A 19,247-nucleotide genomic window follows, 5' to 3' on the forward strand; every position below is an offset into this window, starting at 1 on the left:
GACGATGAGTCGGTCCTGCCTTTTTTGTGGGCGAAACATCAGATGGTCGAGAGCCTGTGCCGGTCATGGGCGATCGGTTAAAGTCACGCGATGCGACTGCTTTCCTTGCTCATCGTGCTTGTCTTCATCGCGCTCGGCATTTTGCTGGGGGCGCTCAACGCCGATCTCGTCACCTACGACTTCGCCTTCGCGCGGCTGACCCTGCCCAAGGGGGCAGCATGGCTGGCGGCATTGCTGATCGGCTGGCTGCTGGGCGGGCTCACTGCCTGGTGGGGCATGCGCTGGCGCCAGCGCGCCACGCTGCGCCGTTCGCGCGAGGCCAAGCCGGCCGCGAATCGCTCATGAATCCGCTGTACGCGTTATTGCTCTTGCCGGTGGCTTTCATCAGCGGCTGGTGGACAGCGCGACGTGCCGGCGCGCGTCGTTCCGGCGCCAAGGTGAGCGAGCTCTCGTCGGACTATTTCCGCGGCCTCAACTATCTGCTCAACGAGGAGCAGGACAAGGCGATCGAGGTATTCCTCAAGCTCGCCGAATACAACCGCGATACGGTGGAAACTCATCTGGCGCTGGGCAATCTGTTTCGCCGGCGCGGCGAGGTGGATCGGGCCATCCGGCTGCACCAGCACCTGGTCTCCCGCCCGGGGCTCTCCGACGCGATGAAAACCGTGGCATTGCTGGAGCTGGGTGAGGACTACATGCGCGCCGGCCTGCTCGATCGCGCCGAAACGCTGTTCTGCGATCTCGTGGCGATGGACGCCCACGCCCCGTCTGCCTTGCGCCACCTGATCTCGATCTACCAGCACGAGCGCGACTGGAACAAGGCCATCGAGCACGCGCGGCGGTTGGAAGCGATGACCGGCGAGGATGAGTCCGCGATGGTCGCCCAGTTCTATTGCGAACTGGCCGAACGGTCGCGCCAGCATGGCGCGCACAAGGAAGCGGCCGACTACCTGAAGCAGGCCTTCGAATGCCAGCCGGACTGCGTGCGCGCCTTCATGCTTACCGGGCGCTTGCACGCCGAACAGGGCGAGCATGCTGCTGCGATCGTCGCCTACGAAGCCGCGGTGGCGGCGGATATCGCCTTTGTGCCGGAAATCCTCCCGCCGCTGCTCAACAGCTACGCCTGCACCCAGCAGATGGAGCGTGCGGAACACTTCCTGCAGGACATTCTGGGCCGTTACCACGGCATCTCGCCGGTACTGGCGTTGACGCGCCTGTACCAGCAGCGCGACGGCGAACGGGTGGCAGTGGATTTCCTCACCGCCCAGCTGCGCCAGCGCCCCTCGGTGCGCGGATTGATGGCGCTCATCGACGCCACCCTGGACAAGATCCACGGCGAGGCGCGCGACAATTTCCTGATCCTGCGCGACCTCACCAAGAAGCTGCTGGAAGGGCAGGCGATGTATCGCTGCAGCCGCTGCGGCTTCGGCGCCAAGGCGCACCACTGGCAATGCCCGAGCTGCAAGAGCTGGAGTACGATCCGCCCGATCCACGGCGTGGCCAACGAATAGCATGGGGATGGACGTGCCAGGGCTGGCCTTGCTGATCCCGCTGCTCTCGTTCCTGCTTTCCATGCTGATCGTGTGGGCGGCGATCGGCTACGCGCACCGCCGCGGCATGCTGGATCAACCCGGACAGCGGCGTTCGCACACCACGCCGACCCCCCGCGGCGGCGGCATCGGCATTGTGGTGGCGGCGCTGGTCCTGTTGCCGGCATGCCTGATCGTGCCTCCTGCGCAGCTGCCGCCCGCTGAAGCCGCCGCTCTCTGGCTCGGGCTGGCCATGGTGGCGGCCACCGGCTGGTGGGACGACCATCGACCGCTGCCGGTGGTGCCGCGCCTGGCCGTCCAGTCGCTGGCCGTGCTGGGCATGGGGGCGGCGATGGTGGGCTCAGGCATGCCGGTGCTCTGGTTGCCGCTGCTGCTGCTGGCCGGCGTGGGCAGCATCAACCTGCACAATTTCATGGACGGCATCGATGGCCTGCTCGCCCAGCAGGCCCTGTTCGTGTTCGCGGGAACCGCCGCACTGGCGGCAGATCAGTCGGCCTGGACCCTGGCCGACACATCACTGGTCCTGATGCTGGCGTGCCTGGGGTTCTGGCTTTTCAATCGACCGCCCGCGCGCATCTTCATGGGTGACGTCGGCAGTGGTGCCGTCGGTTTCATGGTCTTCGCGCTGGCGGCCTTGCTCTGGCGTGATCGCGCCGCGCTCATCTGGCCTCTGGCAACGCTCAGCGCGAGCTTCATTACGGATGCGGGATTGACCCTCTCAGTCAGGATCTGGCGCGGTCGCCGCTGGTACAGTGCGCATCGGGAGCATCTGTACCAGTGGCTGGTGCGCAAGGGAGCGACGCACCGCCAGGTGGGCATCGGTTATGCCGCATGGAACCTCGTGGTATGCGCTCCGCTCGCTGCGCTCGCCTGGCGCGAGTCAGGGAACGGTTGGTGGCCCTGCCTGGCAGCTTATGGGCTGACCGCCGCCGCATGGACAAGGCTGAAACGGCGCTGCCTGCGTCGTGGGCCGGTTAGGATTTGACATGTCATTGCGCAAAACCATCGCAGCTATCCACCCTCGTGCGGCCGTGGCCCTGCATGATCTCTTGGTGGCGGCACTTGCCTGGTGGATCGCCAAGACGCTCCGCTACGCGCTGATGCCGGATGCGGGGGTCAGCTTCTTTGCGCTTGAGTTTCCGCTGGTGCTGCTCGTGCAGGGTCTGCTGTTTACCTGGACTGGCCTCTACAAGGGGGTGTGGCGTTTCGCGAGTCTGCCCGACCTGTGGAACATTCTACGGGCTGCCGCGTTGGGAAGCTTTGCGATCGGCTTGGCGCTGTTTCTCTACAACCGCCTCGAGGGTGTGCCGCGCTCGGTGCTGCTGCTGTACCCCGTCGTGCTGGCGACCTTGCTGGGCGGGCCGCGTCTGCTCTACCGGTACTGGAAAGACAGCCGCGTGGACTTGTTCGAGTCCAAGGCCGTCAAGCGCGTGCTGATCGTTGGCGCGGACCGGGCCGGCGAAGCGCTGTTGCGCGACCTGCGCCGCGACAGCCGCTATTCGGTGGTCGGGTTCGTCGACGACCAGGGCAATCTGCGCGGCGCCAAGATCGGTGGCTTCCCGGTGCTGGGTACGCTGGATCAGCTGCCTGACGTGGCGCGCGAAACCGGCGTGGAAATGCTGCTCATCGCGTTGCCCGGCGCCTCGACCGCGCAGATGCGCCATGTGGTGGAACTATGCGACAGCACCGGGCTGCCGTACCGCACCGTGCCCCGGCTGGAGGACGTGGTCGCCGGCCGCGCGCATTTCAACGAGATCAAGGAAGTCGCGATCGAGGACCTGCTCGGGCGCGACGCGGTGGAACTCGACTGGACGGCCATTCGCGAAAATCTTACCGGGCGACGGGTGCTGGTCACCGGCGGCGGCGGCTCGATCGGCTCGGAACTGTGCCGGCAGGTCGCACGGCTCGGCGCGCAGTCGCTCACGGTGGTGGAGAACAGCGAATACAACCTCTACCGCATCGGCAAGGAGCTGGCGACCGAGTACCCGGAGCTGATCCTCAACGGCGTGCTGGCCGACTGCAGCGATCGCGTCGCGATGGCGCATGCCTTGGCCGAATACCGACCGCAGGTGGTGTTCCATGCCGCCGCCTACAAGCACGTGCCGCTGCTGCAGAACCAGCTGCGCACGGGCTTTCGCAACAACGTGCTGGCCACGCGCAACGTCGCCGAGCTGGCGCACGAGCACGGCGTCGAATGCTTCGTGCTGATCTCCACCGACAAGGCGGTCAATCCCACTAGCGTGATGGGTGCGTGCAAGCGCATCGCCGAGATCTGGTGCCAGAACCTCGGCGCGCGCTCGACCACGCGCTTCATCACCGTGCGTTTCGGCAACGTGCTGGACTCGGCCGGTTCGGTGGTGCCGCTGTTCCGCCAGCAGATCCGCGACGGCGGACCGGTGACCGTCACCCATCCGGAGATGTCGCGCTATTTCATGACCATCCCCGAGGCTTGCCAGCTGATCCTGCAGGCCTCCAGCTTGGGCCGGGGTGGCGAGATCTTCGCGCTGGACATGGGCGAGCCGGTCAAGATCCGCGACCTCGCCGAGCAGATGATCCGCCTGGCCGGCAAGAAGCCGGGCACCGAGATCCCGATCGTCTACACCGGCCTGCGCGCCGGCGAGAAATTGTTCGAGGAGCTTTTCCACGCGCTGGAAAACTACAGCGCCACCGCCCACGCCAAGATCTTCCTCGCGCAACATCGCGAGGTCCCGTGGGAGCTGCTGCAGGCCGTGATCAACAAGGCGGCCGAGGCCGTCGAGCGATTCGATGAAGAAGAATTGCGCCGCTGTGTGTCGAGTCTGCTGCCGTCGTTCCGCTGGAGCGATACGGCGCAGCCCGCCAACGTGGTGTCGATTCGCCGCCAGGAATCAGGAGAGAAGTAAGTGAGCAAGCCGCTGCGCAAGGTCGTGTTCCCCGTCGCCGGACTCGGCACGCGTTTCCTGCCCGCCACCAAGGTGGTGGCCAAGGAAATGCTGCCCGTACTGGATCGTCCGCTGATCCAGTACGCCGTGGACGAGGCGGTCGACGCGGGGGCCGACACGCTGATCTTCGTCACCAACCGCTACAAGCACGCCATCGCCGACTACTTCGACAAGGCCTACGAGCTGGAGGCCAAGTTGCAGGAGAAGGGCAAGGCCGAGCTGCTGGCGATGGTGCAGGGCACGCTGCCCAGGCACGTGCGCGCGATCTTCGTGACCCAGCCCGAAGCGCTGGGTCTGGGACACGCGGTGCTCTGCGCCAAGCCGGTGGTGGGCGACGAGCCGTTCGGCGTGATCCTGCCCGACGATCTGATCTGGAACGGCACCCACCGCGGTGCGCTGGGCCAGATGGCCGATCTGGCGCTGTCGCAGGATGCAGGCGTCATCGCCGTGGAAGAAGTCCCGCACGACGAGACCGACAAGTACGGCATCGTCGACGCCACGCCGGTCGACGACCGCAGCGCCGCCATCCGTCACATGGTCGAAAAACCCAAGCCGGCCGACGCGCCGTCGAACCTGGCGGTGGTCGGCCGCTACGTGCTGCCGGGCCGCATCTTCCAGCTGCTGGAGCAGACCACGCCCGGCGCCGGCGGCGAGATCCAGCTCACCGATGCCATCGAGGCGCTGCTGAAGGAGCAGGGCAAGGTGCTGGCTTACCGCTTCGAAGGCACGCGCTTCGACTGCGGCAACAAGGCCGGTCTGGTGCGCGCCACCATGCACATGGCCATGCAGGATCCCAAGCTGGCGGCGGTGGTGCGGGAGTTCGTCGCCACGCATTGAGCGATTCCCGCGACCGGATCGAGTCATCCGGTCGCGGGCCGTCCCCGCGCAGCCAGGCGCTTGCCTTGCACGCGGGCACGTAGGTATTCCATCCGCGCGGCGCTATGCTCGCCGCCTTTCCGGTCCCCGGCTCGGCGTCCCCCCATGCACCCGTCCTCGGCACCCTCCTACTATCGCGCCACCGCCAACCCCTATCCGGCCTTTGCTCCCTTGCAGGGGCGGCGAGAGGCCCGGGTCGCCATCATCGGCGGCGGCTACGCCGGTTTGAATACCGCGCTCGGGCTGGCCGAGCGTGGCGTCAAGGACGTCGTGCTGCTGGAGCGTGAGCAGGTTGGCTTCGGTGCCTCCGGGCGCAATGGCGGATTCGTGTTCGGCGGCTATTCGCTGGGCGAGCAGTCGCTGCTCGATCAACTCGGCGAGCCGCGCGCGCGCGCGCTGTTCGGGCTGACCACCGCCGCCGTGCAGCGCATCCGCGAACGCGTGGCCCGCTATGCGATCGCCTGCGATGCGGTCGACGAGGGCGTGATCTGGGCCAACTGGTTCCGCGATCCCGGCGTGCTGCGTCAGCGCCAGCAGCTGCTCGCCGAACATTACCGCGTGCACTGGGACTGGCTGGCGCAGAACGAGCTGCGCGAGCGCGTGCGCAGCTCGCGCTATTTCGACGGCCTGTACGAGCGCGATGCGCTGCACCTGCATCCGCTCAACTACGCCATCGGCCTGGCGCAGGCGGCCGCCGGGCAAGGCGTGGCGATCCACGAGGCCAGCGGCGCGCGGCGGCTGGAGCGCGAGGGCCTGCGCTGGCGCATCACCACCGCCCAGGGCGAGGTGATAGCCGATCAGGTGGTGCTGGCCTGCGGCGGGTATCTGGCAGGCCTGCAGAAAACCATCGATCGCGCCGTGCTGCCGATCGCCACCTACGCGATGGTCACCGAGCCGCTGGGCGATCGTCTGGACGACTGCCTGCACACCCGCGCGGCGATCTACGACAGCCGCTTCGCCTTCGACTACTACCGGCCGCTGCCCGACCGCCGGTTGCTGTGGGGTGGACGCATTTCGGTGCTCAACCGCTCTCCGCGGGCGGTGCAGCGCCTGCTCACGCGCGACCTGTTGCGCGTGTTCCCCCAGCTCAAGGGCGTGCGTATCGATTACGCCTGGTCCGGCCTGATGAGCTACGCCCGCCACCAGATGCCGCAGATCGGCAGCGACGGCAGCGGCCTGTGGTGGGCGCAGGCTTTCGGTGGCCACGGCGTGGCGCCGACCTGCGCGGCCGGCGAACTGCTTGCCGCCGCGATCGCCGAGGGCGACGACGGCTGGAAACAGTTTTCCGATTACGGCCTGCCCAGCACCCATCGTCCCGCCGGTTTCGCCGCCGCGCAGGCCACCTACTGGTGGCATGAATTCAACGACTGGCTGAAGACGCGACTGGAAGGCTGAGCCGATCCGGGCTGGGCGACCAGCGCGATTGCGGTTAACGTGCGGCCTTCTCACGGCGCATCCTTACCCGCATGACTGACATCGTTCCCGCTGCCGAAATCGTCTGGTCCGATTTCGAGAAAGTTCTCATCGTCGCCGGCACCGTCACCCGGGTGGAAGCGTTTCCCGAAGCGCGACGACCGGCGTGGAAGGTGTGGGCCGATTTCGGCCCCTGGGGCGAGCGCAAGACCAGTGCCCAGATCGCCGCGCTGTATCGCGCCGAGGATCTCGTCGGGCGGCAGATCGTCGGGGTGATCAATTTTCCCGAGAAGCAGATCGGTCCGTTCCGCTCGCAGTTCCTGCTGACCGGCTTCCACACCGACGAGGGCGTGGTGATCACCACGGTCGAGCGGCCGGTGCCGAACGGTGCGCGGCTGAGCTGAGGCGCCACCTCAGGCGGTGCGATCCAGCCACACCTCCAGCCCCTGCGCATTGAGCGTGATGTCCATGCCCAGCACCAAGCTTTCCAGCGCCTCGCGGCCCTGCAGCCAGCCGTGCGCCTCGGCGCGGCTGGCATAGAGGTCGGCCAGCGCTGATTTCAGCGTCTCGTGCCGGTTCGGCTTGCCGTTCGCCTCGCGCGCCAGCGCCACCATGGCATCGATCTGTGCGTGCAGGTCCGCGGCCAGGCGCTCCACCTGTTCCACGCGGCCGTAGTGGGTGAGGTACATCGCTTCGGGCTTCATCGCGAGCAGCCGGTCGATGGAGTCGTGCAGCGCTTCCGGATCGAACTGCACCGGCGAGGTGGTCGGGATGATGAACGCCCCTTTGTCGGTGTCCAGCTCGCGGTAGGACAGTCCGAACGTGTCGCCGGTGAAGCATGCGTTGGCCTTTTCGTCGTAGATCGCGATGTGGTGCTTCGCGTGGCCCGGCGTGTCGATGCAAAGCAGCGGCCGATCGCCCAGATGCACGATATGGCCGTCCGGCGCTTCCACCACGCGTTCGGCGGGAATCGGCCGCAGCCGGCCGTACGTCTCGTCCATCACCGTCTCGCCATACACGGCGCTGGCGCCGGCCCACAGCTGCGAGGGATCGATCATGTGGCGCGCACCGCGCGGGTGCACCACCAGCTTGGCATGCGGCAATTGCGCCATCAGCTCGCCCGCGCCGCCGGCGTGATCCAGGTGCACGTGGGTGAGGATCAGCCAGTCCACGTGCTCGGGTGTGAGCCCGGCCTCATCCAGCGCCGCCATCATGCGCGGCACGGCGTAATTGGTGCCGCAATCGATGAAGGCCGCGCGCCCGCCCTCCACCACGAGGTAGGCGGCGTCGAACTGCTGCCGCACGAAGCCGGTGTCGATGGTGTGGATGCCGTGTTCGTTGCTCATGCGCGCCTCCGCTGCAATCGAGCGTTCGAGGGTAGCAAGCCGGGACGTGATGAACAGTTGAACCTTTGTCGGGTATGTCGCGCCCCTGGCGACCGCAAGACCGGCGCGACGGGGCGGGCTTGTCCCACCAACGTGCAAGCGGCACCCTTTGGGTTTTCCCCCTCGGAGTGACAAGGATGCAGAAGACATACACGGGCAGTTGCCATTGCGGCGCGGTGCGCTTCGAGGCGGACATTGACCTGGCGGCCGGCACCAACAAGTGCAATTGCTCGATCTGCGCCAAGACCCGCAACTGGAACGTCATCATTCGGCCCGACGCGTTCCGCCTGCTGGCCGGGGAGGATGCGCAATCGGATTACCAGTTCGGCCGCAAGGCCACGCACCACCTGTTCTGCCGCAGCTGTGGCGTGCGCAGCTTTGCGCGCGGCTACGTGGAGGAGGTCGGCGGCCACTATGTGGCAGTGCAATTGGCGTCGCTCGACGACGTGGATCCGGCCGAGCTGATCGCCGCGCCGGTGCGCTACGCCGACGGGCGCCACGACAACTGGCATCACGCACCAGCCGAAACCCGGCACCTCTGACCAACAAGCAAAACGGCGGCCTTGCGGCCGCCGTTCTCGTCACGTCTCCGTGCGCGCGCCTCAGGCTGCGGCGTCCACCAGCACCAGTTCGGCATCTTCCAGCGCCGTCACGCGCAGGGCCGATTCGTTGCGGATGGCCGCGCCGTCGCGGGCATCCAGCTTCACGCCGTTGATCTCGACCGCGCCGGTCGACGGCACCAGGTACGCCTGCCGTCCGTCAGCCAGCACGTAGGTGGTGCTCTCGCCGGCCTTCAGCGTGGCGCCCAGCACGCGGGCGTCGGTACGCAGGGGCAGGGCGTCGCCATCGTCGGCAAAGCCACTGGCCAGCGCCACGAACCTGCCCGAGCGCTCGCCGCGCGGGAACGGCTTGGCACCCCACGAAGGTGGCTTGCCGGTTTCGGTCGGGATGATCCAGATCTGGAAGATCCGTGTGGTGCCCGATTCGAGGTTGTACTCGCTATGGGTGATGCCGCTGCCCGCGCTCATCACCTGCACGTCGCCCGCTTCGGTGCGGCCCACGTTGCCGAGGTTGTCGCGGTGGGTGATGGCACCTTCGCGCACGTAGGTGATGATCTCCATGTCGCCATGCGAGTGCGGCGGAAAGCCGGTGCCCGGGGCGATGGTGTCGTCGTTCCACACGCGCAGCGCGCCCCAGCCCATGCGCTTGGGGTCGTGGTAACTGGCGAACGAGAAGTGGTGCTTGGCGTTGAGCCAGCCGTGGTCGGCGCCGCCGAGGCTGTTGAAGGGTCTGCGTTCAATCATCACGTTCTCCCAGGTGGAGGCGCCGTCTGGCGCCATGGGGAGAACGATAGGCTTGTTTCCGGAATGCGCCTAGATGCGCAAAATGAACTGACTGTTGTTCAATTAGCTACATTTGGGAAACGATCATCCCTCCCACGCCAGCACGATCTTGCCGATGTGCTGCGAGCTTTCCATGAGCGCATGCGCCTGGGTCGCCTGTTCGGCCGGGAATACCTGATGGATCACCGGCCGGATCGCCCCGCGCTCGATCAATGGCCACACCACATCGTGCAGCTGCCGCGCGATCGCCGCCTTGAACGCCACCGGTCGGTTGCGCAGCGTGGAGCCGGTGATGGTGTGCCGCCGGCGCATCAGCGCGCCGGCGTTGAACTGCACCTCTGTGCCGCCCAGCGTGGCGATGATCACCAGCCGGCCGCCCTCGGCCATCGCTTCCAGCTCGCGCGGCACGTAGTCGCCGGCCACCATGTCGAGCACCACGTCCACGCCGCGGCCGTCGGTGAGCCGCTTCACCTCGGCGACGAAATCCTGCGTGCGGTAATTGATGGCGGTGGCGCCCAGCGCCTCGCAGGCGCGGCACTTGTCGTCGCTGCCGGCGGTGGCGAACACCCGGTGGCCCAGCGCGTGGGCGATCTGGATCGCGGTCACGCCGATGCCGCTGGAGCCGCCCTGCACCAGCAGCGTTTCGTCCGCGCCGCCTTCGCCGTGGCCGAGCTGGCCGCGGTCGAACACGTTGCTCCACACGGTGAAATGGTTTTCCGGCAGCGAGGCAGCTTCGACCAGGCTCAGCCCCTTCGGCACCGGCAGGCACTGGCCCAGCGGCGCCACCGCGTACTCGGCGTAGCCGCCGCCGGCGAGCAGCGCGCACACCGCATCGCCGGCCTTGAGGCCGAACGGGTTGGCGCTGTCGAAGTCGCCGTCCACCAGCGTGCCGGCCACCTCCAGTCCCGGCAGGTCGGAGGCGCCGGGCGGCGGCGGGTACTTGCCCTGGCGCTGGAACACGTCCGGCCGGTTCACTCCGGATGCCGCCACCTTGATCAGCACCTCGCCCGGGCCAGGCACCGGTCGCGGCCGCTCGCACTCGACGAGCGCTTCGGGGCCGCCGGGCTGGTGGATTTCGATGGCATGCATGCTGGTCATCGTGGCTGCCTCGCAGGTCTCGGAAAGCGGCCATGATCGCCCATCGGTGGTGCAGGGTGCGATGTACCCTTGCACCTCCATCGCGGGAGGAGCGCATGCGGCGAGGCTGGCGGACAGTTGCGACACGACGCGTGCCGGCATTCATGCGTCTGGCCCTTGCGGCCTTGCCGGTCCTGTTCGCGATCCAGCTTGCCGGCTGCGCGCTGGTCCACGTCAAGCAGGACAACCCCCGCACCTACGACGAGAACCGCCGCGGCGACGTGCTCACCACCGGCGCGCTGAGCTTCGCCACGCGCAATGCGATCTCCCGTCTCGGCCTCGATCCGGACGGGTGCGTCACCGTCGCCAAGCCCTGTATTCAGGCGCTGCGACAGGCGACCCTGCTCGACAACGACGCGCGCCTCTCGGCGTTGGCCGAGCTGGCGCTGGGCGAGGCACTGAAGGTCGACAAGACCGCGACCGACACCGACACGCATCGCGTCAGCGGCTATCTCGACGCGGCGCGTTACGCCTACGCCTACCTGTTCTTCGGCGACCGCTCGCCGCGCGAGCGTGCGTTCGAGGATCGCCAGACCCAGGTGCGCGACGACTACAACTACGCCGTCGAACGGGTGGCCGCGCTGATGTTCGAACAAGGCCAGCGGGCCGGGCGGTTCCATCCGCCGGTGCCCGGCAGCACCCAGGCGGTGGATGGCTGGCAGCTGCGCTACGGCAACATCGAGCTGGTGCTGCCGCGCGGCGCGCCGAAGCTGGAGGCGATGGTGCCCGCCTCGCGCCTGCGCATCGACGGGCTGGAAAGCGTCTACCGCCGCGACGGTCTGGGCGCCGAAGTGGTGATGGTGGCGCGCCCCACCGTCCAGGCCCGGCGCGCCAAGGCCACGCCGTTCGCCGACACCGGCTATCTGCCCGCCACCGTGCTGCTCACTTTCCCCGGCGACTCGCTGGCCGCCGTGCTCGACACGCGCGAGGCGGTGGTCGACGCGCTCGATCCGTACCGCCGGGACACTGCGCAAATGGACGGCCAAACGGTGCCGCTGGCCGCCAATTTCAGCGCGCCGTACGCCCTGTGGTTGGCCGATTCGGGCTTCGGCCGCAAGGCCATCGACAATCTGCTCGGGCGAGACAACGCGCTCGATCACCCGCGCGTGTTCCTCATGCAGCCGTACGACCCCGAGCGACTGACCGTGGTGATGATCCACGGCCTGGCGTCCAGCCCCGAGGCCTGGGTGAACCTCGCCAACGAGGTGATGGGCGACGAGGCGCTGCGCAAGCGCTACCAGATCTGGGAGGTCTACTACCCGACCAACGTGCCGATCCCGGTCAACCTGGTGCAGATCCGCGCGGCGCTGGCGCGGACCTTCGCCGCGCTCGACCCCAGCGGCACCGCGCCGGCCAGCCACCACGTCACGCTGATCGGGCACAGCATGGGCGGCGTGATCGCGCGGCTGCTGGTGGTCAACAGTGGCGACACGCTGTGGCAACGCATCTTCCACGCGCCGCCGGATTCGCCGCGGCGCAAGCGGCTCGCCGCGCTGGCGCCGTACCTTTCCATCACGCCGCTGCCCGGTGTGGACGAGGCGATCTTCCTGGCGGCCCCGCATGCCGGCACGCCGGTGGCCGGGCACTGGTTGGCGCGCATGGCAGCCAAGCTGATCCGCCTGCCCAAGACCCTGCTCGATGCCACCGCGCGCATTGCCGATGCGCTGGCCGGCGAGCTGCCAGAACAGGCCGCGCTGTTCCGCACCGCCCCCACCGGCGTCGACCTGCTGCGCGATACCAACCCGTACCTGCGCGCCACCGCGAAACTGCCGATCGTCCCCGACGTACGCTATCACTCCATCATCGCCCGGCGCAGCGCGGAAGGGCCGCTGGAACAATCCACCGATGGCTTCGTGCCCTATGCCAGCGCGCATCTCGATGGAGCAGCCAGCGAGAAGGTGATCGTCTCCGGCCACAGCGTGCAGGAGACGCCGCAGGCGATCCTGGAGATCCGCCGCATCCTGCGCGAGCACGCCGGACTGGGGCAGGGGGATGCGGTGCTGCCTTCATCAGGCGCGCGCTGAAAAGGTCGGCATGTCCGCACGCTCGGCACGGTGGCCTCGGCGAAGACTCCACCATTGCCCTGAGCTATGCCGTGCCAATCCCCTCTCCCTCCGGGAGAGGGGTCGGGGCGAGGGTTCGGTCGGAGCGAGATTCACTGTCTTGTCGGATCACCCATCGCGTACTGACCGAACCCTCATCCGTCGCTGCGCGCCACCTTCTCCCGAGGGGAGAAGGAAACGCCCGTGAGGCGATCGATCGTCGTGCAGTCACGCGCATGCCCAGAGCCGGCGCCCCGCTGGCGAAGTCGAAGCGCCGCAGCCCGCCAAGCGAACGGAAATCGCAACGCTCCAACAATCCCCTCTCCCTCCGGGAGAGGGGTCGGGGCGAGGGTTCGGTCGGAGCGAGATTCACTGTCCTGTCGGATCCCCCATCGCGCACCGACCGAACCCTCATCCGTCACTGCGCGCCACCTTCTCCCGGGGGGAGAAGGAAATGCCCGTGAGGCGATCGATCGTCGTGCAGTCACGCGCGTGCCCAGAGCCGGCGCGCCCTCCCAACCGTTCGCGCAGAGCGTGGCCGGCACCCCGCCGGCGAAGTCGAAGCGCCGCCGCCCAGTCCCGTGCCGGCTGGCGCCCCCAGCCATCCACGCCCCCGAGCCGCGCCGCTCAATGCCCCGCCTCCCGCCCACCATCACTCTCATCATCGCTGCGCACCTGCGCATGGCTGATCAGCGCGAAGATCAGGCTGCCGCCCACGATGTTGCCGGCCAGCGTGGGCAGGGCAAAGCGCATCACGTAGTCGCCCATGCTGGCCGCGCCGTCGAACACCAGGTAGAGCACCTCCACCGAGCCCACGATGATGTGGGTGAAGTCGCCCAGCGCGATCACGTAGGTGACGATCACGATCACCGCGATCTTGCCGCGTTCGGCCGCCGGCAGCAGCCACACCATGGTGGCGATCAGCCAGCCCGCCGCGATGCCCTTGGTGAACATCTGCCAAGGCGTGTTCTGCATCAGCGCCGCCCCCACCGCGTGCAGCGAGGCCTGGGTAGACGCATCGAACAGCTGCAGGTGCAGCACGCCCCACGCAAACAGCGCGCCACCGACCACATTGCCGGCGAACACCACACCCCACAGCCGCAGCAGACAGCCCAACTTGGCCCAGCCGGGGTCGGTCATCAGCGGCAGCACCGCCGTCATGGTGTTCTCGGTGAACAGCTGCTGGCGCGCCAGGATCACCACCAGAAAACCGAACGGATAGCCCAGGCATTCGATCAGGAACGCGCCGGGCAACCCCTCCACGTGATGGTGGAGCAGGGCGCGCGCCAGCATCGAGAAACCCATGGTCATGCCGGCTGCCAGCGACGACCAGCCCAGCGCCGACACGCTGCGCGCCAGCTCCTGTTCGCCCTCGCGGCGAATCGTCTCGTGCAGCACCACCGGCCGCGGCGGGCGCAGGTGATGTACGTCGCCGCGTTCCTCGCGCGACATGGCAAAGCCCTCGCCATCCTCCTTGGTGGTCTGCTCTTTGCTGGCCAGCTGGCTCATGGCGGCATCCCGGGGTGATCAATCCGGCCACCCTAGGCGGTTCACCGTCATGCTCGCGTCGTGAGCCGCCTCAAGTCGCACGTACGTGCGCCGATAAGCCAGTCAGTAGCCCCATTTCCCTGGCCCGCAGCGTGTCGCGGCCCTTGTTCTGTCATGGCCCTCGCGGAGGGTTGCGCATGGTCTTGCTTGCCGGTGTGTTGTTGACGCTTGCCACCTCCGATGCCCCGCCGATCGCGTGGCCTTCGGGCGGCGCGTATGCGGCCGGGGGCGGGATCATGCTGACCCTGATCGGGCTCGTCTCGCGCGTCGGCCTTCGGCGCAGCGGCAGTGCGCGCAACGCGCTGGCGGCATTCATCGCCGCGCGGCTGGAGCGCATCATGCTCGGCGGCGCGGAGAACTCGTTCTTTCTCGATCGCCTCAAGGCCAAGACCAGCGAAGATGTGGCGCGCGCCCGCGAGATCGCCGGCCATGCCGATGCCATCGCCGACACCACCCGCCAGATCGCCGACGGCGCCGCCCGCGCCAGCGACGTGGCCGCGCGTTCGCGCCAGGAGAGCGAGCGCGGCAGCGCCGAGATCGCCCGCAGCCTGGGCCGCTTCCAGCAGGCGCGCGAACGTGCCGCCGCCACGGTGCAGGACATGCGCACCCTGCAGCAGCAGGCCGAGACCATCCAGCGCATCGCCGATGTCATCGGCGGCATCGCCATGCAGACGCACCTGCTCTCGCTCAACGCGTCCATCGAGTCCGCTCGCGCCGGCGAGCACGGCAAGGGCTTCGCCGTGGTGGCGCACGAAGTGCGTGAGCTGGCCCATCGCGCCCGCGACGCCTCCAAGGAAATCCTGGCTTCGCTGCACGACGTGCACGACCAGGCCGACCGCACCGCCAGCGCCATGCAGGCGCTCAGCGACGAGGTGAACCAGGGTGCCGAGCAGGCCGAGGTGGCCGTGGAGGTGCTCGGCCGCATCGGCCATCTCGCGGCCGACGCCGAGCAGGAGATCCAGCGCATCGCCGGCATGGCCGCCACCCACGTCGACGCCACGCGGCAGATATCCGGTGCCGTGCAGGCGATGCTCGAGGGCCTTGCCCATACCGAGAGCGAACTGCCCAAGGCCGCCGACGCCAGCCTCGCCCAGGCGGATGTGGCCGAAGAACTGTTCGACGCCACCATCGACCAGGCCGACGAGCTGCACCTGCGCCTGCGCCAGGCGGCCATGCGTGCCGCAGCCCAAGTGAGCGCGCAGTTCGAGCGCAGCATCGACGAGGGCCGCATCACGCTGGACGATCTGCTCGACCGCGCCTACCAGAGCGTGCCCGGCACGCGGCCGGAGAAATTCCGCACCCGCTACGACAGCTACACCGACGAAGTGCTGCCGCCCATCCAGGAGCCGGTGCTGGCCGCCAACCCCGAGGCCGCGTTCGCCTGTTCGATGGACGACGGCGGCTACTTCGGCACGCACAACCGCGCCTTCTCGCAGCCGCTCACCGGCGACTACGAGAAAGACGTGAAGGTCAGCCGCTCCAAGCGTCGATTCACTGACCGCACCATCAGCCGCTGCGCCGCCAACACGCGGCCCTACCTGCTGCAGACCTACAAGCGCGATACCGGCGAAACCATGTACGACGTCTCCGCCCCGATCCTGGTCAAGGGCCACCACTGGGGCGCCTTCCGCATCGGCTACCGGCCGCCGGTGAGGTCCTGAGCCGAGCGCGTGATCAGGTGCCTGAAGGCTGTGCTCCGGCGATGATCACCGCGCCGGCGTTACCCGCCACACCGTGTTGCCCACGTCGTCGGCTACCAGCAGTGCGCCGCGGCCGTCGACCGCCACGCCTACCGGCCGGCCACGGGCCTGGCCCTGGGTATCCACGAAGCCGGTGAGCACGTCTTCGGGCAGGCCGCTGGGCCGACCATCGGTGAAGGGCACGAACACCACCTTGTAGCCGCTGATCGGCTTGCGGTTCCACGAGCCGTGCTGACCCACGAAGGCGCCGCCGGCGTAGTGCGCGGGCAGCAGGCCGGATGTATAGAAGGCCAGGCCCAGTGACGCGGTGTGCGGACCCAGTGCATAGTCGGGGGCGATCGCCGCGGCGACTTTCGCCGCATCGGTGGGCTGCATGCGCGTGTCCACGTGCTGGCCGTAGTAGCTCCACGGCCAGCCGTAGAAGCCGCCGTCGCGCACGCTCGTCATGTAGTCGGGCACCAGGTCCGAGCCGATCTCGTCGCGCTCGTTCACCACCACCCAAAGCGCGCCGCTCTGCGGCTGCCACGCCATGCCGTTGGGGTTGCGCAGGCCGGTGGCATACGGGCGTGACTGCCCGCTGGCAACGTCCACCGCGATGATCCGCGCGCGGTCGCGCTCCACCTCCAGCCCGTTCTCGCCCACGTTGCTGTTGGAGCCGATGGTGACGTAGAGCGTGCGCCCGTCCGGGCTGGCGATGAGGTTCTTGGTCCAGTGGTGGTTGAGCGGCCCGGCGGGCAGGTCGATCAGCTTGCGCCCGGGCGCGGTGATGCGCGTCTCGCCCTCGTGAAAGGGGAAGGCCATCACCGCGTCGGTGTTGGCGACGTAGAGCGTGTCGCCCACCTTCGCCATGCCGAACGGCGAATGCAGGTGGTCGAGCAGCACGCTGCGCACGTCGGCCACACCGTCGCCGTCGGTATCGCGCAGCAGGGTGATGCGGTCGGCGCTGGGCACGGTGGCGCCGGCCCGAGTCATGATGCGGTCGGCCACCCAGCCCTTGAAGCCGGCGCTGTCCTGCGGCCGCGGCGGGGCGTTGGTCTCGGCCACCAGCACGTCGCCGTTGGGCATCACGGCGAGCCAGCGCGGATGATCGAGATCCTTTGCGAAGGCCTGCACTGCCAATCCCGGCGCCGGCTTGGGGGCGGCGCCGGCCGGCCAGCCCACCGCCCTGGCGATCTTCACCGTCGGCAGCAGCGTGGCGTGCGGCGGCGGCAGGGTGGGATGCGGGCCGCTGCCGTCCCTCACGTCGAGGGTGGCGCTGTCGCCGCAGCCGCCGAGCGCGAGCAGCGTGGCGGTGAGCAGGGCGGTACACGAGCGGCGAAACAGGGGGCGCATGGCCGGACTCCATCAATGAAAAAGCCGGTGGGTTGCCCCACCGGCCATGTATACGCGCTTGCCCGCTGCACGGGTGCAGGCGGCGCGCACGCCATGTCACGTGTCAGTCGTCGGTACCGACCACCTTGCCGGTATCGGGATCGATCTGCAGCTTCACGTCCTTGCCCGCGCTGTTCTCGGCCTTGGCTCGCCACATGCCGTCCTCGAACTCCACGTCGTGCACGTCGGTGTAGCCGGCGCTGGCCAGCGAGGCGCGCACGTCGTCCTTGCTCAGGCGCGACACCTTCTGCTCATCCGCGTAGGCCTTGCCGCTGTCCGGGTCGATGCGCAGGTCCACGTGCTTGCCGTTGCCGCTGCGAGCCTCCGCGTGCCACATGCCGTGCTTGAACTTCAGGTCATCGATGTGGCTGTAGCCCTGGTCCTGCAGGCGCGTGCGCACCTGCGCTTCGGTGAGGGCGCCGTTGGACTGGGACTGCGCCATCGCGGCGCCTGCCACGCCCAGGGCGAGGGCGAGGGCGGCGGAAAGAGCGATCGTTTTCATCGCGGGCGTCTCCTGTGTAAAGGGAGTGGCGAGTCTTGGCCCGGTGCGATCAGCAAGCGGTGAAGGTGGCGTGGCGACCACGTGGTCCGTTCAGCCAGTTGCGTGCGAAAGCCAGACGCGTGGCGGTGCTAAGGTCGCGCAGGTCTGGCCTTGAGGGATGCCCTGCCATGTCCGGTTCCGATCACCGCGATCACGCCCCCGACCTCACCGCGCGCCTGCCGCCGCGCCAGGTGCTCACGGCCAAGTTCCCCGTGATGTCGATGGACGCCACGCCTGCGTTGAGCGCCGCCGACTGGACGCTCACCCTCAAGCACGGCGTGCGTCCGCTCAAACGCTGGGACTGGGCGGCCTTCAGCGCGCTGCCGCGGCAGCGCATCGTGCGCGATATCCACTGCGTCACCCGCTGGTCCAAACTCGACACCGCGTGGGAGGGCGTCGCCCTCGACGACCTGCTCGCCGATGCCGGCCTCGCCGCGCCCACCGGCTTTCTGCTCGCGCACAGTGCCGACGGCTACTCCACCAACCTCGCCACGGCCGACCTGCTCGACGGCCGCGCCATGATCGCCACCCATTACGACGGCCAGCCCCTCACTCCCGCCCACGGCGGCCCGGCCCGCCTGCTGGTGCCGCACCTGTACTTCTGGAAATCCGCCAAATGGTTCACCGGACTGCAATTCACCGCTCGTGAAGAAGCCGGCTTCTGGGAACTGCGCGGCTACCACTTGCGCGGCGATCCGTGGAAGGAGGAGCGGTTTGGGGAGGGCGGGTGAGGGCGCTATCTACTGGACAGGGGCGCGAGCTGCGGCCTGCGAGCCAGGCAAAGATGGCAGGATTAGGCGGGTGGATTAGGCTGCAGGATGTGCTTCAAGACGTTGATGGACCGGTAAATTGTCTTGGGATGCTCAGGATTCCACCGGATTAGGCCGCAGCGTTAGACTGCGTTTTGAAATCTACATAGCGTTAGATGCAGGGAGCGCACATGTCGCAGGAAACTGATAGCACTCATCGCGCAAAGGAAGGCATAGTCATCTGCCTTCGCGACCTCGGTGACGGCAGTTCTCGACTGATATTCGATGACGTTGTCGCGGACGACCCGGCTGCGCGGCAGCGAGTCTGGAGGCATAAAGTTTTCTTCACTCACAATGCGTACCCCAACGAGTCCTTAGACAACATGGAACTGTCAGACGAGCAGTTTCAAAAAATCGGCGAGGCGGTCGTTGCGCGCCTTTTAGCGATCAACAAACGTGTCAAATAGGTGGCTGCTCGGCAGGCATCTAACTCATCGTTCGAGGCGGACGGCTCCGCCGCCGCTCAACTCAAGCGTTAGGCCTCGCATGAAGCGTCATTGGGTCCTGCTGTCTTACACCACTGTGCTCGCGATGTCCGGCTGCTACGGCCCGGAGTCGCTGGGCAACAAATCCGACTGGGCTGCGCTTCAGGGCGTGGAGTACGCGCAACG

Annotated in this window: 18 protein-coding genes; 12 read left to right on the plus strand and 6 right to left on the minus strand. The window is 67.9% G+C overall.

What is annotated here, in order from left to right; all coding sequences use genetic code 11:
• Nucleotides 1-90: 90 nt before the first annotated feature.
• From ISP17_RS17275 to ISP17_RS17305, 7 genes are all read left to right on the plus strand, one after another.
• A complete protein-coding gene (locus ISP17_RS17275) occupies nucleotides 91-345 on the plus strand; it encodes a lipopolysaccharide assembly protein LapA domain-containing protein (RefSeq protein ID WP_404635358.1) in 255 nt (84 codons plus the stop codon).
• Nucleotides 342-1,511 carry a lipopolysaccharide assembly protein LapB gene (gene lapB / locus ISP17_RS17280; RefSeq protein WP_404635360.1) on the plus strand — a complete coding sequence of 390 codons (1,170 nt, stop codon included), beginning with the start codon at nucleotides 342-344 and terminating at the stop codon, nucleotides 1,509-1,511. Before ISP17_RS17275 ends, lapB begins: the two co-directional genes overlap by 4 nt.
• Nucleotide 1,512: 1 nt before the next feature.
• Nucleotides 1,513-2,535, plus strand: a complete 1,023-nt coding sequence (locus ISP17_RS17285; RefSeq protein ID WP_404635362.1) for an MraY family glycosyltransferase — start codon at nucleotides 1,513-1,515, stop codon at nucleotides 2,533-2,535.
• Between the two features lies 1 nt (nucleotide 2,536).
• Nucleotides 2,537-4,432, plus strand: coding sequence for a polysaccharide biosynthesis protein (locus tag ISP17_RS17290; RefSeq protein ID WP_404635364.1), 1,896 nt, complete (start codon nucleotides 2,537-2,539; stop codon nucleotides 4,430-4,432).
• Nucleotides 4,433-5,308 (plus strand): UTP--glucose-1-phosphate uridylyltransferase GalU, encoded by an 876-nt coding sequence (gene galU / locus ISP17_RS17295; protein ID WP_404635366.1) that lies wholly within the window; start codon nucleotides 4,433-4,435, stop codon nucleotides 5,306-5,308.
• Between the two features lie 144 nt (nucleotides 5,309-5,452).
• Nucleotides 5,453-6,742, plus strand: a complete 1,290-nt coding sequence (locus ISP17_RS17300) for an NAD(P)/FAD-dependent oxidoreductase (RefSeq protein WP_404635368.1) — start codon at nucleotides 5,453-5,455, stop codon at nucleotides 6,740-6,742.
• Nucleotides 6,743-6,813: 71 nt separating this feature from the next.
• Nucleotides 6,814-7,164, plus strand: coding sequence for a tRNA-binding protein (locus ISP17_RS17305; protein WP_404635370.1), 351 nt, complete (start codon nucleotides 6,814-6,816; stop codon nucleotides 7,162-7,164).
• A gap of 9 nt (nucleotides 7,165-7,173) precedes the next feature.
• Here ISP17_RS17305 and ISP17_RS17310 read toward each other — a convergent pair whose 3' ends face one another.
• A complete protein-coding gene (locus ISP17_RS17310) occupies nucleotides 7,174-8,106 on the minus strand; it encodes an MBL fold metallo-hydrolase (RefSeq protein ID WP_404635372.1) in 933 nt (310 codons plus the stop codon).
• A 176-nt stretch (nucleotides 8,107-8,282) separates the two neighbouring features.
• Here ISP17_RS17310 and ISP17_RS17315 point away from each other — a divergent pair, with 176 nt between their 5' ends.
• Nucleotides 8,283-8,687 (plus strand): GFA family protein, encoded by a 405-nt coding sequence (locus ISP17_RS17315; RefSeq protein WP_404635374.1) that lies wholly within the window; start codon nucleotides 8,283-8,285, stop codon nucleotides 8,685-8,687.
• A gap of 60 nt (nucleotides 8,688-8,747) precedes the next feature.
• On the opposite strand, the gene ISP17_RS17320 is transcribed toward ISP17_RS17315, so the two are convergent.
• Entirely contained in the window at nucleotides 8,748-9,449 is a 702-nt protein-coding gene (locus ISP17_RS17320) for a pirin family protein (protein WP_404635376.1), read from the minus strand.
• Between the two features lie 123 nt (nucleotides 9,450-9,572).
• Entirely contained in the window at nucleotides 9,573-10,577 is a 1,005-nt protein-coding gene (locus tag ISP17_RS17325; RefSeq protein ID WP_404635378.1) for an NAD(P)H-quinone oxidoreductase, read from the minus strand.
• Nucleotides 10,578-10,729: 152 nt separating this feature from the next.
• Here ISP17_RS17325 and ISP17_RS17330 point away from each other — a divergent pair, with 152 nt between their 5' ends.
• Nucleotides 10,730-12,649, plus strand: a complete 1,920-nt coding sequence (locus ISP17_RS17330; RefSeq protein WP_404635380.1) for an esterase/lipase family protein — start codon at nucleotides 10,730-10,732, stop codon at nucleotides 12,647-12,649.
• A gap of 645 nt (nucleotides 12,650-13,294) precedes the next feature.
• Here ISP17_RS17330 and ISP17_RS17335 read toward each other — a convergent pair.
• Nucleotides 13,295-14,176, minus strand: coding sequence for a formate/nitrite transporter family protein (locus tag ISP17_RS17335; protein WP_404635382.1), 882 nt, complete (start codon nucleotides 14,174-14,176; stop codon nucleotides 13,295-13,297).
• A 275-nt stretch (nucleotides 14,177-14,451) separates the two neighbouring features.
• Here ISP17_RS17335 and ISP17_RS17340 point away from each other — a divergent pair, with 275 nt between their 5' ends.
• Entirely contained in the window at nucleotides 14,452-15,876 is a 1,425-nt protein-coding gene (locus tag ISP17_RS17340; protein WP_404635384.1) for a methyl-accepting chemotaxis protein, read from the plus strand.
• A 45-nt stretch (nucleotides 15,877-15,921) separates the two neighbouring features.
• On the opposite strand, the gene ISP17_RS17345 is transcribed toward ISP17_RS17340, so the two are convergent.
• A complete protein-coding gene (locus ISP17_RS17345; RefSeq protein WP_404635386.1) occupies nucleotides 15,922-17,247 on the minus strand; it encodes a PQQ-dependent sugar dehydrogenase in 1,326 nt (441 codons plus the stop codon).
• A 103-nt stretch (nucleotides 17,248-17,350) separates the two neighbouring features.
• Nucleotides 17,351-17,788 carry a PepSY domain-containing protein gene (locus ISP17_RS17350; RefSeq protein ID WP_404635388.1) on the minus strand — a complete coding sequence of 146 codons (438 nt, stop codon included), beginning with the start codon at nucleotides 17,786-17,788 and terminating at the stop codon, nucleotides 17,351-17,353.
• Between the two features lie 167 nt (nucleotides 17,789-17,955).
• On the opposite strand from ISP17_RS17350, the gene ISP17_RS17355 reads away from it, so the two are divergent.
• Nucleotides 17,956-18,558, plus strand: coding sequence for a sulfite oxidase-like oxidoreductase (locus ISP17_RS17355; RefSeq protein WP_404635390.1), 603 nt, complete (start codon nucleotides 17,956-17,958; stop codon nucleotides 18,556-18,558).
• Nucleotides 18,559-18,767: 209 nt separating this feature from the next.
• On the plus strand, nucleotides 18,768-19,043 hold the full coding sequence (locus tag ISP17_RS17360) for a hypothetical protein (RefSeq protein ID WP_377302938.1): 276 nt from the start codon (nucleotides 18,768-18,770) through the stop codon (nucleotides 19,041-19,043).
• Nucleotides 19,044-19,247: the final 204 nt, after the last annotated feature.

This window comes from Dyella ginsengisoli (assembly GCF_044904665.1).
Taxonomy (GTDB): domain Bacteria; phylum Pseudomonadota; class Gammaproteobacteria; order Xanthomonadales; family Rhodanobacteraceae; genus Dyella_A; species Dyella_A ginsengisoli.